15 protein-coding genes and 1 pseudogene are annotated in these 16,367 nt (G+C 60.7%); 11 read left to right on the top strand and 5 right to left on the bottom strand.

What is annotated here, in order from left to right; genetic code table 11:
• The first annotated feature begins 107 nt into the window (after positions 1 to 107).
• Positions 108 to 659 (top strand): disulfide bond formation protein B, encoded by a 552-nt coding sequence (locus CKW21_RS23215; protein ID WP_095196241.1) that lies wholly within the window; start codon positions 108 to 110, stop codon positions 657 to 659.
• Between the two features lie 177 nt (positions 660 to 836).
• Complete coding sequence (rsd, locus tag CKW21_RS23220) at positions 837 to 1,295, top strand: sigma D regulator (protein ID WP_095196242.1); 459 nt, start codon at positions 837 to 839, stop codon at positions 1,293 to 1,295.
• 60 nt (positions 1,296 to 1,355) lie between these two features.
• On the opposite strand, the gene CKW21_RS23225 is transcribed toward rsd, so the two are convergent.
• Complete coding sequence (locus tag CKW21_RS23225; protein WP_095196243.1) at positions 1,356 to 2,021, bottom strand: FKBP-type peptidyl-prolyl cis-trans isomerase; 666 nt, start codon at positions 2,019 to 2,021, stop codon at positions 1,356 to 1,358.
• Positions 2,022 to 2,213: 192 nt separating this feature from the next.
• Between CKW21_RS23225 and CKW21_RS23230 the strand changes: the two genes are divergently transcribed.
• The gene (locus tag CKW21_RS23230) at positions 2,214 to 3,389 is read left to right on the top strand and encodes an AlgP family protein (RefSeq protein WP_095196244.1); all 1,176 of its coding nucleotides are present in this window, start codon (positions 2,214 to 2,216) and stop codon (positions 3,387 to 3,389) included.
• Here CKW21_RS23230 and CKW21_RS23235 read toward each other — a convergent pair.
• Complete coding sequence (locus CKW21_RS23235; RefSeq protein ID WP_095196245.1) at positions 3,386 to 3,850, bottom strand: TIGR02444 family protein; 465 nt, start codon at positions 3,848 to 3,850, stop codon at positions 3,386 to 3,388. The two genes, CKW21_RS23230 and CKW21_RS23235, sit on opposite strands and share 4 nt — an antisense overlap.
• A 50-nt stretch (positions 3,851 to 3,900) precedes the next feature.
• Here CKW21_RS23235 and CKW21_RS23240 point away from each other — a divergent pair, with 50 nt between their 5' ends.
• The 3 genes from CKW21_RS23240 (at position 3,901) to CKW21_RS23250 (ending at position 7,234) form a co-directional block, all read left to right on the top strand.
• On the top strand, positions 3,901 to 5,811 hold the full coding sequence (locus CKW21_RS23240; protein WP_095196246.1) for an ATP-binding cassette domain-containing protein: 1,911 nt from the start codon (positions 3,901 to 3,903) through the stop codon (positions 5,809 to 5,811).
• Positions 5,811 to 6,392: a mechanosensitive ion channel family protein gene (locus CKW21_RS23245; RefSeq protein ID WP_095196247.1), complete on the top strand. Its 582-nt coding sequence runs from the start codon at positions 5,811 to 5,813 to the stop codon at positions 6,390 to 6,392. The genes CKW21_RS23240 and CKW21_RS23245 overlap by 1 nt, the downstream gene beginning before the upstream one ends.
• A 209-nt stretch (positions 6,393 to 6,601) precedes the next feature.
• Positions 6,602 to 7,234, top strand: a complete 633-nt coding sequence (locus CKW21_RS23250) for a LysE family transporter (protein WP_095196248.1) — start codon at positions 6,602 to 6,604, stop codon at positions 7,232 to 7,234.
• 46 nt (positions 7,235 to 7,280) lie between these two features.
• Here CKW21_RS23250 and CKW21_RS23255 read toward each other — a convergent pair.
• Positions 7,281 to 7,415, bottom strand: a pseudogene (locus CKW21_RS23255) (integrase core domain-containing protein); the annotation flags it as partial.
• Positions 7,416 to 7,550: 135 nt separating this feature from the next.
• Between CKW21_RS23255 and CKW21_RS23260 the strand changes: the two are divergent.
• Positions 7,551 to 9,446, top strand: coding sequence for an FTR1 family protein (locus CKW21_RS23260; protein ID WP_095196249.1), 1,896 nt, complete (start codon positions 7,551 to 7,553; stop codon positions 9,444 to 9,446).
• 106 nt (positions 9,447 to 9,552) lie between these two features.
• Entirely contained in the window at positions 9,553 to 10,008 is a 456-nt protein-coding gene (locus tag CKW21_RS23265) for a YaiI/YqxD family protein (RefSeq protein WP_095196250.1), read from the top strand.
• Between the two features lie 169 nt (positions 10,009 to 10,177).
• On the opposite strand, the gene elbB is transcribed toward CKW21_RS23265, so the two are convergent.
• Positions 10,178 to 10,846, bottom strand: coding sequence for an isoprenoid biosynthesis glyoxalase ElbB (gene elbB, locus CKW21_RS23270; RefSeq protein ID WP_095196251.1), 669 nt, complete (start codon positions 10,844 to 10,846; stop codon positions 10,178 to 10,180).
• Between the two features lie 115 nt (positions 10,847 to 10,961).
• Here elbB and CKW21_RS23275 point away from each other — a divergent pair, with 115 nt between their 5' ends.
• Entirely contained in the window at positions 10,962 to 12,197 is a 1,236-nt protein-coding gene (locus CKW21_RS23275; protein ID WP_095196252.1) for a sterol desaturase family protein, read from the top strand.
• Here the strand turns inward: CKW21_RS23275 and CKW21_RS23280 are convergent.
• Positions 12,178 to 12,810: a DedA family protein gene (locus CKW21_RS23280; protein WP_095196253.1), complete on the bottom strand. Its 633-nt coding sequence runs from the start codon at positions 12,808 to 12,810 to the stop codon at positions 12,178 to 12,180. The two genes, CKW21_RS23275 and CKW21_RS23280, sit on opposite strands and share 20 nt — an antisense overlap.
• A 207-nt stretch (positions 12,811 to 13,017) precedes the next feature.
• Between CKW21_RS23280 and hemB the strand changes: the two genes are divergently transcribed.
• Positions 13,018 to 14,031: a porphobilinogen synthase gene (gene hemB / locus CKW21_RS23285; protein ID WP_095196254.1), complete on the top strand. Its 1,014-nt coding sequence runs from the start codon at positions 13,018 to 13,020 to the stop codon at positions 14,029 to 14,031.
• 18 nt (positions 14,032 to 14,049) lie between these two features.
• Positions 14,050 to 16,272 carry a polyphosphate kinase 1 gene (ppk1, locus tag CKW21_RS23290; protein ID WP_095196255.1) on the top strand — a complete coding sequence of 741 codons (2,223 nt, stop codon included), beginning with the start codon at positions 14,050 to 14,052 and terminating at the stop codon, positions 16,270 to 16,272.
• Positions 16,273 to 16,367 lie beyond the last annotated feature (95 nt).

Genomic DNA, 16,367 nt, shown 5'->3' on the forward strand with positions numbered 1-16,367 from the left:
TCGGGAATTCCCTACACCCCTGTTGAACTGTCCCTGTCAGCCTGCCTTGAAACGCCAGCGCGCTTTCCTCTACCGTAGCCGTCGGTCCTTATTGTTACGGAAAAGCCATGTCGTTGGCCTGCACACGCTCCTTGTTCTTCACGGTTTTCGTTGCGGGCGCCCTGGTTCTGGGCGTGTCCTACTATCTGGAATATTCGGTCGGCCTTAAGCCTTGCGGTTTATGCCTGTTGCAGCGAATTTGTCTGGCGCTGCTGACAGGTGTCTGCCTGATGGCCGCCGTGCAGGGGCCAGGTCGTCTCGGTTCTGCGCTCTATTGGCTGCTCGGCCTGCTATGCAGTCTGGCAGGTACGGTCACGGCGTGGCGGCAAGTGCTGTTGCAAAGCGATCCAGTACATCAGCTATCAACCTGCGCACCCAACCTGGTTGACCTGTTCGCCAGTACGCCGTGGATTTGTGTTGTGCAGCAGATGTTCCAGGGTTCCATCGATTGCGGGCAGATCTCCTGGACGCTGTTCGACCTGAGCATCCCGGAATGGAGTTTGCTGTTCTTCGTTGCGATGTCGATTCTGGGTATTTATCAGCTGTTGCGCCTTGTCTGGATCACCGTGCATAGACCGCTCGGCGGCGACTCGTCGCCCCGGGCCCTGGCGGGTGATTAAACACTTGTATGAACTTTATCGCCTGCGTACCTTGAAGCCACCGTCGTGCGGGCATAATCTGGCCCGCACGTGTCATTGGATTTATGTTGCTCGATGACGCTCTGCCTGGGCGACTCCTGATCATCAGGAGTACGACGGATGTAGAGCAGCATGACCCACAAGGGAAGAGAGAACGCCATGCTCGAAAGTTGTCAGAATGCTCAGGAACGTTGGGGTGGAGTACATCTGCTGATCGATCGCTGGTTGCAGGAGCGTCGAGAACTGATCGGGGCCTATGACGCACTCGGCGCAAAGCCTGAGGCCCTGGGTGATAACCGCAAACCTCTGCTGGAGTTCTGCGGCGTGCTGGTGGATTACGTGTCTGCCGGCCACTTCGAAATCTATGAACAGCTGACGGGGGAGGCCAAGGCCTTCAACGACAAACGTGGTCTTGAACTCGCCGAGACCCTCTACCCGCGCATCGACGTCATCACCGAGAAACTCCTCGCGTTCAACGATCTATGCGATGAAGGAAAGTGTGTCGCGGAGAAGTTCAAGGAGCTTGGCGGCCTGTTGCACGAACGCTTCGAACTGGAAGACTGCCTGATCGAAGTGCTGCACACCGCTCACAAGGAAACCGATTCGGTCCAGGCCTGAATCGTTTACCGCAAGACCCCGAAACGGTGCGCCAAGGCGCGCCGTTTTTCATTTGCGCGATCAGCTGGTGGCGCCGCGTAATTCGACTTCAAACACCAGGGGCGTGAACGGCGCGATCAGGTCGCCGGCACCGTCGGCGCCATAGGCTTGTGCCGATGGAATCACCAGGCGCCACTTGGCACCGACCGGCATGTTTTGCAGCGCGCTGCGCCAGCCACTGATCACGCTATCGAGACTGAACCACTGTGGCTGATTGTTCTGGTCGAATACGGTGCCGTCGGGCAGGCGTCCGACATAAAGCACCTGCACCTTGCCGTTCGGTCCCGCCTTGGCGCCAGTCCCCGGTGCCAACTCTGTCAGCAGGATCCCGTCCTCCAGTTCACGAACACCGGGTCTGGCTTTTTCCCCGGCGAGAAAGCGTTGCTCGTTTTCCAGCGCGAGTTCGTTTTGCGGAGCCGGTGTTTGCATGGCAACCCGGGCTTCGTGCTCGGTCAGGATCTGTTCGATCTGCTCGTCTTTCAGGGCCAGGGGTTTGCCTTGATAAGCTTGCTGTAGACCTTCGACCAGCGCTTTGAGTTGAAGGTCGGGAACCTCCTGGCGCAAGCGTTCACCGAGGCTCGCACCCAGGCTGTAAGCGAGATCGTGAGCGTCATTTTCCTGGTTTTTTTCAGCAGCCTGGGCCGCGGAAAAAATCACGCACAGCGATAAAAAAAGGTAGCGCGACATGGGCACTCTCCGACCTGAGATGCGGGCGATTATGCCAGTGAGAATGCGTTCAACGGTGAACTGCTTTTGTTCAAGCGCCGAACATTTTCGATCCGTTGCAACGCAACGCTTTGGATACTGTCAAGATGCCCTAGCGGCGGTAGCAGCAGAGGTCTAGTATGAGCCGCACCCACGTCAGCCAGGAGGTAAACCATGTCGGCCACCAAGAAGCCTGTAAATACCCCGTTGCACTTACTCCAACAACTCTCGGGCAGCTTGCTCGAGCATCTGGAAACCGCTTGTTCCGAAGCCTTGGCTGATGCTGAAAAACTGCTCGCCAAACTGGAAAAGCAGCGCGGAAAAGCGCAGGAAAAATTGCACAAATCCCGCACCAAATTGCAGGACGCTGCAGCCGCCGGAAAAGCCAAGGCACAAGCCAAGGCCAAGGACGGAGTGAAGCAGCTCGAAGACCTGCTTGATGCCCTCAAGGAGCGTCAGTCGGACACTCGCGCCTACATCCTGCAACTCAAGCGCGACGCTCAAGAAAGCCTGAAACTGGCCCAGGGTGTCGGTCGTGTACAAGAGGCTGTCGGCAAGGCATTGTCCCTGCGTGCGGCCAAGCCTGCTGCGGCTCCTGCCAAGAAAGCCGCTGCCAAACCGGTTGCTGCAAAAGCTCCGGCCAAGTCTGCCGCCAAACCGGTTGCCAAAGCACCGGTGAAAGCCGCAGCAAAACCTGCGGCGAAAAAACCGGTTGCTGCCAGCGCTGCAAAACCAGCTGCCAGAACTGCCGCTGCCAAACCTGCCGCCAAGCCAGCTGCAGCTAAACCAGCTGCTGCAAAACCGGCTGCCAGAACTGCTGCTGCGAAACCAGCCGTGGCGAAAACCACCGCTGCCAAACCAGCCGCAAAGCCGGCTGCTAAAACTGCCGCTGCGAAACCTGCAGCCAAGCCAGCCGCAAAACCTGTCGCAGCTAAAACCGCTGCCAAGCCGGCTGCAAAAGCAGCCGCTAAACCGGCTGCGAAAACTGCTGCTAAACCGACTGCGAAAACCGCTGCTGCAAAACCTGCGGCTGCCAAGCCAGCCACTGCCGCAAGACCTGCCGCAGCGAAACCAGCCGCCAAGCCAGCCACTGCTGCAAAACCTGCTGCAGCGAAACCTGCAGCGAAACCTGCCGCTGCAAAACCGGCTGCAAAACCAGCCGCAAAACCTGCTGTGAAAAAACCGGCCGCTGCCGCCAAGCCGACCCCAGCGCCTGCTGCCAAGCCAGCGACGCCAGCGCCATCTGCTTCGGCTGCTCCTGCGCCAACAGCAACCACTTCGACAGCCACCACTGCGCCAACGCCAGTCGCTCCGTCGAACTCCGCCACCACCCCAACCAGCGCTTCCTAAGTGCCGGTCACCGCGACGCGCAGCTCATGCAGCGCGTCGCGGACCGCTGGGGTGGCGCCCACTGCCATACCTTCCAGCCAGGCCGATTGATCGGTCACTTCATGTTGCGGCCAATCCTGTGCCGCTCGCTCCAGTCGCAACAACAGATGCCGTTCGGCTTCTAGTTCCAAGGCCTTCACTTGTTCGCGCAGCGAGTGCAGCTCGGCATCGCTCGTTGCAGCGGATTTCCATTGCGTGCGTAAAGCCCGTAACGGCTGCACGACATCGGCGTCCCAAGGCTCAATCAGGCTGCGAAGTTGCAGCAAGCGTTGATCATTGCAGGCGACTCCCCGCTGATCCAGCCATGCCCCGCACAGCAGCAGGCACACATTGGCGCCCGCCGACTGCAAGTGCAGACACGCCTGTTCGACACCCGGACGGGCATAAAGGGCCAGGGAAAAGCTCCACAGGTCAGAGGACATAGTGCTACTCGCGCCAGTTGCGAGCGAAGCTGGTAGACTCCGCCGCCATTATGATTCGACTTCAGAACCTGACTTTACAGCGTGGCCCGCAACGTCTGCTAGAAGACGCCGAGCTGACCCTGCACGCCGGCCAGAAAGCCGGCCTTATCGGTGCCAACGGCGCCGGCAAATCGAGCCTGTTCGCCTTGCTTCGGGGTGAACTTCACCCGGATTCGGGCGATTGCTTCCTGCCGGCCGACTGGCGTATCGCCCACATGCGTCAGGAGGTCGACACCCTCGAACGCCTGGCGGTCGACTACGTGCTCGATGGCGACCTGCGCCTGCGACAGGTGCAACGCGACCTGGCGGCTGCCGAAGCGGCCCATGACGGTGCCGCACAGGCCCGTCTGCACTCGGAGCTCGACAGCGCCGATGGCTATACCGCTGACGCGCGTGCGCGCAAGCTGCTGGCCGGCCTGGGGTTCACCAACGAGCAGATGGATCGCCAGGTCGGGGATTTCTCCGGTGGCTGGCGGATGCGTCTGAACCTGGCGCAAGCCTTGATGTGTCCCTCCGACCTGCTGCTGCTCGATGAGCCGACCAACCACTTGGACCTCGACGCCATCATCTGGCTCGAAGAATGGCTCAAGAGCTATCCCGGCACCTTGATGCTGATCTCCCACGACCGCGATTTCCTCGATGCCGTGGTCGATCACGTGGCCCACGTCGATCAGCGCAAGATCACCCTGTATCGCGGTGGCTACAGCGCTTTCGAGCGTGCCCGCGCCGAACGCCTGGCCCAGCAACAGCAGGCCTACGAGAAGCAGCAGGCGCAACGTGCGCACATGGAAAGCTACATCGCCCGCTTCAAGGCCCAGGCGACCAAGGCCCGTCAGGCCCAGAGCCGGATCAAGGCGCTTGAGCGGATGGAAGAGCTGACCGCGGCCCACGTCGACTCGCCGTTCGATTTCGTCTTCCGCGAATCGCAGAAAATTTCCAGCCCGCTGATTGACCTGTCCGACGCCCGCCTGGGCTACGGCGAGAAAACCGTGCTGGAGAAGGTCAAGCTGCAACTGACCCCCGGCGCGCGAATCGGTTTGCTCGGTCCCAACGGTGCCGGTAAATCGACCCTGATCAAGAACCTTGCGGGTGAGCTGGAGCCGCTGGCGGGCCGTTTGACCCGTGGCGAGAACACCGTGGTGGGCTACTTCGCCCAGCATCAGCTCGACTCCCTGGATGCCAAAGCCAGCCCGTTGCTGCACTTGCAGCGACTGGCGCCGACCGAGCGCGAACAGACCCTGCGCGACTTCCTCGGCGGTTTCGACTTCCGCGGTGCGCGGATCGACGAACCGGTGTTGAATTTCTCCGGTGGCGAGAAGGCGCGACTGGCGCTGGCGTTGATCGCCTGGGACCGGCCGAACCTGTTGCTGCTCGACGAACCGACCAACCACCTGGACCTGGAAATGCGCCTGGCGCTGACCATGGCCTTGCAGGAGTTCAGCGGTGCGGTTCTGGTGGTCTCCCACGACCGTCACCTGCTCAAGAGCACCACCGATAACTTCTTTCTGGTGGCGGACGGCAAGGTCGAAGAGTTCGACGGCGACCTCGAAGACTACACCCGTTGGCTGGTGGACTACCGTCAGCGCAATGCACCGGTCAGCAACACCCCGGTCAACCCGGACAAGACCGACAAGAAGGCCCAGCGTCAGGCCGCGGCTGCCCTGCGCCAGCAACTGGCTCCCCACAAGCGCGAAGCGGAAAAGCTTGAGGCCGAATTGGGCAAGCTGCACGAGAAGCTGGCGAAAATCGATGTCAGCCTCGGCGACAGCGATATCTACGAACCGGCGCGCAAGAACGAGTTGCGTGATCTGCTGGCCGAACAGGCCAGGTTGAAGGTGCGTGAGGCAGAACTGGAAGAGGCCTGGATGGAAGCCCTGGAACTGCTGGAAAGCATGCAGGCGGAGTTGGAGGCGCTGTCCTGATGGACGCCTTCAAGTTGCCGCTGCCGCCGATGTGGGCCGAGCCGATCTGGCTCGGCGTGCAAATCCTGCTGATTCTGCTGGCCGGTTACATTGCCCAGCGTTTTGTCGCCAAGTGCCTGACCCGACTGGGCGAGCGCTACCCGTTCCCGCCGCAATTGCTGATGCCCCTGCGCGGCGGTCTGCGCTGGCTGATCATGGGCAGCGCGCTGATTTTCGTGCTGGAGCGCCTCGGAGTGTCAGCCACGGTGCTCTGGACGGCATTGTCCGGGTTTGTCGCGGTCGCTGCGGTGGCGTTTTTCGCCATGTGGAGCGTGCTCTCCAATCTGCTCTGCGCGATCCTGATCTTTACCGTCGGCCCGTTCCGTCTCGGCGATGTGGTCGAACTGGTGGACACCACCGACAAGCCTGGCGTCAAAGGCCGGGTCGTGGCGATCAATCTGCTGTACACCACGCTGATCGAGGCCGAAGAACTCGGGACCGGCAGCGCCATGGTGCAGGTGCCTAATAGCCTGTTCTTCCAGCGTTCGGTTCGGCGTTGGCGTGGAACTGATGTGTTTCCTTCGAGCGGGTTCGAAAAGTAAGCCTTCTGTCGTCTGGCACAACGCTTTCGCGAGCAGGCTCGCTCCCACCTTGGAATGCGTACTCCTGTGGAAGCGAGCCTGCTCGCGAAGAGACCCTCAAGCCGGCAACGCTGGTCGGCAACCGCAACATCCGGCAAAAAAATCGGTAGTCATCAGCCCAAAGCCGCATTAGCTTAGATGTCTGTCACGAGTCTGAGTCGAGGTGTGCGATGGAGCTTCAAACATGGCTGGCGTTCTTTGCCGCCTGTTGGGTGATCAGTTTGTCTCCTGGCGCCGGCGCCATTGCGTCGATGTCCAGCGGTCTGCAATACGGTTTCTGGCGTGGTTACTGGAACGCGTTGGGCCTGCAATTAGGCCTTGCAGTGCAAATTGCGATTGTCGGTGCCGGTGTGGGGGCGATTCTTACGGCGTCGGCCACAGCTTTCTATGCAATCAAATGGTTCGGTGTGGCGTACCTGGTCTATCTTGCGATCAAGCAATGGCGAGCGCTGCCCAGCGACATGAGCGATGACGCGGCCATCCGCCAGATCGGCAAGCCGATGGCCCTGGTGTTCCGGGGGTTTCTGGTCAATATCAGCAACCCCAAGGCGCTGGTCTTCATGCTCGCGGTGTTGCCGCAGTTCATCGACCCGCATGCGCCGCTGCTGATCCAGTACGTGATCATTGGTGTGACCATGATCTTCGTCGATCTGATCGTCATGGCTGGCTACACTGGCCTGGCGTCCAAAGTGCTGCGCATGTTGCGCACGCCCAAACAGCAGAGACGCATGAACCGCACGTTTGCCGGGCTGTTCATTGGCGCGGCGGCGTTTATGGCGACGTTGCGCAAAGTTGCCGTGTAAAACCTTCAGTGTCTGATCCTGAAACAGGTTTACGCCTGTTTCACTCTCAAAACGCCCGATGCACCGCATCGGGCGTTTTGTATTTCAGCGACAGATGCGGTCGCTCGTGGTTATAGATCTGCACCGACTCGTCCACCATCCGGATGGCATCAAAATCCTTGGGACGATGCAGCGATAACTCGTAATTCGATTTTCCACTGGCGCTTTGGTGGTTCGCCTGGAAGGCGGGAGTGATACGCAATCCACAACAAAGCTTGAGTGAAAGTCATTGGGAGGGAACAATATGTTACTTCTTGTTTCCAATTGAGATCCATTCATGACTGCCCCGTCCCGTTTCCTGGCCTGGCTGATAGCGCCGGTGTTCGCCCTATGCAGTTTCAATCTGCTGGCCGACACGGTGGAAGGCGCTCCGCAAGCCCTGCATTTACTCGACTATATCGGTGCGGATTACCCGCAAGCTGTGCAAGCAGGCAAGGTCGTCAACGAGTCCGAATACCGCGAGCAACTGGAGTTCGTCCAGGCGCTGCAAGGCATGGTGGCTGCCATGCCGGCCAATCCTGAGAAGGCCGGTCTGGAAAAGGGCATCAACACGCTGCGCATTGCGATCGCTGCGCGTCAGGATGGCGTAGATGTTGCCCGTCAGGCGCGGCAACTGGGTGCAAAACTGGCCGTGGCCTATGAAGTCAGCCAGGCGCCGATCATTACCCCGGACCCGACCCGAGGCGCACCGCTGTACGCACAGCACTGTTCAGTGTGTCACGGCGATGCCGGGGCGGGTGATGGCCCGGCGGGCGTCGGTCTGACACCGCCTCCGGCCAACCTGCGCGATCACGCGCGTCTGGATCACCTGAGCCTCTACGCGATCTACAACACCCTGGGCCTCGGCGTTGAAGGCACCGACATGCCAGCCTTCGCCGATCAGCTGGACGATCGCCAGCGTTGGGACCTGGCCACTTTCATCGCCAGCTTCAGCGCCGATCCGGCGAACGCCAGCAGCGACAAGCTCTACAACATTGCCGATCTGGCCCGTCAGACCCCGGCCGAAGTACAGGCCGCCGATGGCCCACAAGGCGCGGCGACCTTCCGCGCACAACGGGCGCAGCCGCCACAGGTCCAGCGTGGCCCGGCGCAGTTGCTCGACTACACGGCGGCGACCCTGGACAAGAGCGTCGCGGCCTACCGTTCCGGTGACCACGATCAGGCGTATGACTTGTCGGTGGCGGCGTACCTGGAAGGCTTCGAACTGGTCGAAAGCTCCCTGGATAACGTCGACGCCAACGTGCGCAAGGACACGGAAAAATCGCTGATGGCCTACCGTCAGTCGTTGCAGGATGGCTTGCCGCTGGAGCAGGTCGAGCAGCGTCTGGAGGCGGCCAAGGCTAAATTGAAGACGTCTGCCGGTCTATTGGGCAGCGACGGATTGAGCGGGTCCCTGAGCTACATTTCCGGGCTGCTGATTCTGTTGCGCGAAGGGCTGGAAGCGATTCTGGTGCTGGCGGCGATCCTCGCCTTCCTGCGTAACACCGGCCAGCAATCGGCGGTGCGCAGTGTCAACGTCGGTTGGGGGCTGGCGCTGTTGGCCGGCTTGGGAACCTGGGCGTTGGCGGCCTATGTGATCGATGTCAGTGGTTCACAGCGCGAATTGCTGGAAGGCGCGACGGCGTTGTTCGCCAGCGTCATGGTGCTGTGGCTGGGCGTGTGGATGCACGACCGTCGCCATGCCGCGGCCTGGCAGGATTACATCAAGAGCAGCCTGGTGGGCGGCGGTGGGCGTTTCGGCTTTGCGATCCTGGCGTTCTTCTCGGTGTATCGCGAGCTGTTCGAAGTGATTCTGTTCTACGAAACCCTGTGGTTGCAGGCGGGTCCTGCGGGCCACGACGCAGTGCTGGCCGGCGGTGCGACGGCGCTGGTGCTGTTGGTGGGGTTGGCGTGGGTGATCCTGCGCGGCTCGGCGAAATTGCCGTTGACGTTGTTCTTCAGCATCAACGCCGGTCTCCTGTGTGCATTGTCGGTGGTGTTCGCCGGGCATGGCGTGAAGGCGCTGCAGGAAGCCGGGATCTTCGGAACGCGACCGGTGCCGTTCTTTGATTTCGACTGGCTGGGGATTCATGCGGATGCTTATTCGCTGAGTGCGCAGGCGGTGGCGATCCTTGCGATCATTGTGCTGTATGGCCGCAGTCGTGTGGCCGAGAAGCAGCGGGTTACGGCTTAAAAGCATTCGCTTCGCCCACATTCGCGAGCAGGCTCGCTCCCACAGGATTGTGTATAACCTGTGGGAGCGAGCCTGCTCGCGAAGCTTTTTAGAAGAGGAAAACCTGATGCGTGTATGGATCGACGCCGACGCCTGCCCCCGGGCGGCCAAGGATCTGGTGGTGAAGTTTGCCCTCAAGCGCCAGTTCGAAGTGGTGCTGGTGGCCGGCCAGCCGCAGAGCAAACCGGGCCTGGCCCTGGTAAAGCTGATCGTGGTGCCGAGTGGTCCGGATGCGGCCGACGACTACCTGGTCGAGCACGCGGTGCCCGGTGAGCTGGTGATCTGCAGCGATGTGCCGCTGGCCGACCGGCTGGTGAAAAAGGGCGTAGCGGCGCTGGACCCCCGGGGCAAGGAGTTCGATGCGCAGAACATGGGCGACCGGCTGGCGGTGCGCAACCTGTTCACCGACTTGCGAGAGCAAGGGCAGATGAGCGGTGGACCGGCGCCGTTTGGCGAGCGCGAGAAGCAGGCGTTTGCCAACGCGCTGGATCGGATGTTGACGCGGCTCACACGCAAATCCTGAGAGAACGCTGCCCCTGTGGCGAGGGAGCTTGCTCCCGTTGGGTTGCGGAGCAACCCCAAAACCATCCGCTACGGTTTTTCAGGCAGACCGCAATAACCGGTTTTACGACTGCTGCGCAGTCGAGCGGGAGCAAGCTCCCTCGCCACAGGAAATCAGATGCCAGATCACATCAAGCGTCGTTTTCGTGGGTCAATTCGAGCACACGGTCGACCAGTTTGTTGATGCCTGACGCGGCTTCACTGATCGATTGAGCCAGCATGTACGCCGGGGTGCTCACCAGTTTGCGCGCCTTGTCTTCGACGATGTCGCTCACCGCACATTCCTTGTGAGTGGCGCCCATCTTGTTCAACGCAGCTGCGGTGTCGGCGTCATTGCCGATGGTGCAGGTCACGCCCGGACCGTAGATCTTCGCCGCCAGGGCCGGCGAAATGCAGATCAGGCCGACCGGTTTGCCGGCCTCGGCAAAGGCTTCGGTCAAGGCCAGGACATCCGGTTGCACGGTACAGCCGGTGCCTTCGATGGCGAAGTTGGAGAGGTTCTTGGCCGATCCGAAGCCGCCGGGAATGATCAGGGCATCGAATTCTTCAGCGTCAGCTTCGCGGATGTCCTTGATCTCGCCGCGGGCAATGCGCGCCGACTCCACCAACACGTTGCGCGACTCGGGCATTTCTTCGCCGGTCAGGTGATTGATCACATGCAGCTGCGCGATATTCGGTGCGAAACACTGCACCTGAGCGCCACGCTGGTCCAGGCGCAGCAGGGTAATCACGCTTTCGTAGATCTCGGCGCCGTCGTACACACCACAACCGGAAAGGATCACTGCAACTTTTTTGCTCATGGGCTTTTCTCCAGATTCATGGCGTTAAATGTCCACTAATTTGTCACTCGTTGCCATAGGGTTAATTCGCGGCTAAACATAGGATCTGTCCTACAGATTCCGATCAGGGCGCGTCATGGACTTCATTTTGTATGCGGTGCCGTTTTTCTTTGTGCTGATTGCCGTCGAGCTGCTGGCCGACCGTTGGCGCGGGGTCAGCAACTATCGAGTGGCGGATGCGATCAACAGCATCAGCACCGGGGTGTTGTCGACCACCACGGGCCTGCTGACCAAGGGGGTGGGTCTGGTGACCTACGCCTTTGCCCTCAAGCACCTGGCGCTGTTCGAGCTCTCGGCTGACAGCGTGTGGGTCTGGGTGTTCGCCTTTGTCTTTTACGATTTTTGCTATTACTGGCTGCACCGCATGGGCCACGAGCGCAACATCCTCTGGGCCGCGCATTTGGTGCATCACCAGAGCGAGGATTACAACCTCTCCACCGCCCTGCGCCAAACCAGCACCGGGTTTCTGTTGAGCTGGATCTTCTACCTGCCCATGGCCGTGGCCGGCGTGCCATTGGCGGTGTTTATCAGTGTCGCCGCGCTGAACCTGCTGTACCAGTTCTGGGTGCATACCCGGCACATTCCCAAGCTCGGCTGGTTCGAGTGGTTCTTTGTCACGCCATCCAATCATCGGGCCCACCATGCACAGAACACTCTCTACATGGATCGCAACTACGGCGGGGTGTTCATTATTTGGGACCGTCTGTTCGGCTCGTTCCAGGAAGAAGACGACAACGAGCCGGTGATTTTCGGCGTGACCACCCCACTGGCGAGCTGGAATCCGTTATGGGCGAACGTGCAGTTCTACGCGCAGTTGTGGGCGGATGCGCGGCGTGCCGAAAGCACCTGGGACAAGCTGCGGATCTGGTTCATGCGCACCGGCTGGCGACCGGCGGATGTGGCGGCCAAATACCCGATGAGCAAACCGGACTTGAGCCAGTTCCGCAAATTCGAAGTGCCACTGGATGGGCGTCAGCTGTGGTACGTGGCGTTGCAGTTCTGCGTTTACATCGCGTTGGGCAGCTACTTGATGAATCTGGAACCACAGCTGTCCACTTCCGCGCTGGTGCTGGGCTGGGGCGCGTTGGCGCTGGGGTTGTTCGTGCTGGGCGTGGCCCTGGAGAATCGCCCGTGGGCGTTGAAGCTGGAGCTGCTGCGACTGGCGGCGAATGTGCCGCTCGTGTGGCTGGCGCCGGTGGTGGGGCTATGGCCGGCCAGCGCGGTGGGCTGGGTCGGCCTGCTCAGTTACAGCCTGCTCAGTGGTATCGGTCTCTATTGCTGTAGAAACCGTTTTACTCGGCTGGCGTCTTAGGATCGCCAGTACTGGCGCGTTCAGCTTTCAGGGCCTGTTCATCGGCATAGACCTGTTTGGCCAGGCGCGCATTCTTGAAGCGTCGGCGCAGCCACAGGCCCAGGCCCAGGACCAGCAGGCCGCCGAGCACCCACAACTCGTACTTCTTGATGCTGCCGAGCATGCCTTCGAGCACCGCACCGAAGTGGTAGGCCGCCGCCGCCAGCGCGGTGGCCCAGATCGCCGCGCCAATGCCGTTGAGCAGCAGATAACGACCCGGTGGATAGCCTGACAGGCCGATCGCCACCGGCATTACCGTACGCAGGCCATAGACAAAGCGGAAGCTCAGGACCCAGATGTCCGGGTGCTTGCGGATATGTTCCAGCGCCCGGTCACCCATCAGTTGCCAGCGGGGTTTGCGCGCCAGCAGCTTGCGCCCGTGCTTGCGTCCCAGGAAGTACCACAGCTGATCGCCGGCATAACTGCCGAAGAACGCCACGACCACCACCAGGTTGATGTCCATGTATCCACGGAACGCGAGGAAGCCTGCGAGCACCAGAATGGTTTCGCCTTCGAAGAACGTGCCGAGAAACAGGGCAAAGTAGCCGAAGTCATGCAGAAATTGTTGGAGCATTGTCTGGGTGCTGGCGAAATGAACGCGCAGCCTAACCCTTCGTACACATTCAGGAAAGTGTCCAAATGTGTCTCGACGTGAACATTTCCTACAAGGACAATGGAATGCGGCTACGTGTCACAGGGTGCGCACAACTGTAATGTGTTCGTCATAATGGCCGCTTATAACTGTCACGCTCGCCCGTCTGCGCGGGCTCAGGAGTCTGCCGTGAGTTTTACCCCTGCCCACCGTTTGTTCCCTGCAACCCGTCTGCGTCGCAACCGTCGTGACGATTTCTCGCGTCGACTGGTCCGTGAAAATGTGTTGACTGTCGATGACCTGATCCTGCCGGTGTTCGTGCTCGACGGTGAAAACCGCCGTGAAGCGGTGGCCTCGATGCCGGGTGTCGAACGCCTGACCATCGATCTGTTGCTGGAAGAAGCGGCCAAGTGGGTCGAGCTGGGGATTCCGGCGCTGGCGCTGTTCCCGGTGACGCCGCCGGCGCTCAAGTCGCTGGACGCCGCCGAAGCCTGGAACCCCGAGGGTATTGCTCAACGCGCCACCCGTGCCCTGCGCGCCCAATTTCCTGAGTTGGGTGTGATCACCGACGTCGCGCTGGACCCGTTCACCACTCACGGACAGGACGGCATTCTCGACGAAGAAGGCTATGTGCAGAACGACATCACCGTCGACGCGCTGGTCAAACAAGCCCTGTCCCATGCCGAAGCCGGCGCTCAGGTCGTTGCGCCGTCGGACATGATGGATGGCCGCATCCAGGCGATCCGTGAAGCCCTCGAACTGGCCGGTCACGTCAACGTGCGGATCATGGCTTACTCGGCGAAGTACGCCAGTGCCTATTACGGCCCGTTCCGCGATGCGGTGGGTTCGGCACTGAACCTGGGCAAGGCCAACAAGGCCTCCTATCAGATGGACCCGGCCAACAGCAACGAAGCCCTGCACGAAGTGGCGGCTGACTTGTCAGAAGGTGCGGACATGGTCATGGTCAAGCCAGGCATGCCGTATCTGGACATCCTCTGCCGGGTCAAAGAAGAATTCAAAGTGCCGACTTTTGTTTATCAAGTCAGCGGCGAATACGCCATGCACATGGCGGCGATCCAGAATGGCTGGTTGAGCGAAGGGGTTATCCTCGAATCCCTGACCGCTTTTAAACGTGCAGGCGCTGATGGCATCCTGACCTACTTTGCCGTTCGTGCAGCTCAATTGTTACGAGAGCAGAAATAGCCCTCCCAGGAACATTCGATGAATACCGAAGGACTCACTGAAGTTGCCGTACAAGACGCTCAACCCGTGGTCGAGCAAATCGCCGAAACCCCGCCGGAGCTGGAGCCTGCTCCACCCGTGGTGGTGACCGAGCCCGCGCTGGCGGCGCCGGCGATTGCCATTCCCGGCCTGGATGACAGCAGCCTGTACATCCATCGCGAGCTCTCGCAACTGCAGTTCAATATCCGCGTGCTGGAACAGGCGCTGGACGAGTCCTACCCGTTGCTGGAGCGCCTGAAGTTCCTGCTGATTTTCTCCAGCAACCTGGACGAGTTCTTCGAGATTCGTGTCGCCGGCCTCAAGAAGCAGATCACCTTCGCCCGTGAACAGGCCGGCGCCGATGGCCTGCAACCGCACCAGGCGCTGGCCCGCATCAGTGAACTGGTGCACGGTCACGTTGACCGTCAGTACGCGATCCTCAACGATATTCTGTTGCCGGAGCTGGAAAAACATCAGGTCCGCTTCATCCGTCGCCGCCATTGGACGACCAAGCTCAAAACCTGGGTCCGCCGGTATTTCCGCGATGAAATCGCCCCGATCATCACCCCGATCGGCCTCGACCCGACGCACCCGTTCCCGCTGCTGGTGAACAAGAGCCTGAACTTCATCGTCGAACTCGAGGGCATCGACGCCTTCGGTCGCGATTCCGGTCTGGCGATTATACCGGCGCCGCGCTTGCTGCCGCGGGTCATCAAGGTCCCGGAAGAGGTCGGCGGTCCTGGCGACAACTACGTGTTCCTGTCGTCGATGATCCACGCTCACGCCGACGACCTGTTCCAGGGCATGAAGGTAAAAGGCTGCTACCAATTCCGCCTGACCCGAAACGCCGACCTGGCGCTGGACTCCGAGGACGTCGAAGACCTGGCCCGCGCCCTGCGCGGCGAGTTGTTCTCCCGTCGCTACGGTGACGCGGTGCGTCTGGAGGTGGCCGATACGTGCCCGAAGCATTTGTCCGATTACCTGCTCAAGCAATTCAACCTGAGCGAGACCGAGCTGTATCAGGTCAACGGCCCGGTGAACCTGACGCGGCTGTTCAGCATCACCGGTCTCGACAGCCAGCGCGAGCTGCAATACACGCCGTTTACCCCGCAGATCCCGAAACTGCTGCAGAACAGCGAAAACATTTTCAGCGTGATCAGCAAGCAGGACATTCTGTTGCTGCACCCGTTCGAGTCGTTCACCCCGGTGGTCGACCTGCTGCGCCAGGCCGCCAAGGACCCGCACGTTCTGGCGGTGCGCCAAACTTTGTACCGCTCCGGCGCCAACTCGGAAATCGTCGATGCGCTGGTGGATGCGGCGCGAAACGGCAAGGAAGTCACCGCGGTGATCGAATTGCGCGCGCGGTTCGATGAGGAGTCCAACCTGCAACTGGCCAGCCGTCTGCAAGCGGCCGGTGCAGTGGTGATCTACGGCGTGGTCGGCTTCAAGACCCACGCCAAGATGATGCTGATCCTGCGTCGCGAGGCCGGTGAGATTGTGCGTTACGCGCACTTGGGTACGGGCAACTACCACGCCGGCAACGCCCGCCTGTACACCGACTACAGCCTGCTGACTTCCGACGACGCCTTGTGCGAAGACGTCGGAAAGCTCTTCAGCCAGTTGATCGGCATGGGCAAGACGCTGCGCATGAAGAAGCTGCTGCATGCGCCGTTTACCCTGAAGAAGGGCATGCTCGACATGATTGCCCGCGAGACCCAGTTCGCCCTCGACGGCAAACCGGCGCACATCATTGCCAAGTTCAACTCGCTGACCGATCCGAAGATCATTCGTGCGCTGTACAAGGCCAGTCAGTCAGGCGTGCGCATCGACCTCGTGGTGCGTGGCATGTGCTGCCTGCGACCGGGCATTGCCGGGGTTTCCCACAACATCCACGTGCGTTCGATCATCGGTCGCTTCCTGGAACACACCCGGGTCTTCTACTTCCTCAATGGCGGCGAAGAGCAGATGTTCCTTTCCAGCGCCGACTGGATGGAGCGCAACCTCGACAAGCGTGTCGAGACTTGCTTCCCGGTGGAAGGCAAGAAGCTGATCATGCGGGTCAAGAAGGAGCTGGAGCTGTATCTCACCGATAACACCCACAGCTGGAGCCTGCAGTCGGACGGTCGGTACATCCGCAACACGCCGACCGGCAACCAGAACCCGCGCAGTGCCCAGGCTACTTTGCTGGAACGGTTGGGTAGCCCGATCCTTACCGTTCGCTAACGCCAGGAACCTGTGGGAGCGAGCCTGCTCGCGAAGGGGGCGGCACATTCAAAATGGATGTTGACTGACAGACCGCCTGCGCGAGCAGGCTCGCT

Origin of the sequence: Pseudomonas sp. Irchel 3A7 (assembly GCF_900187565.1) — a bacterium.
GTDB lineage: Bacteria > Pseudomonadota > Gammaproteobacteria > Pseudomonadales > Pseudomonadaceae > Aquipseudomonas.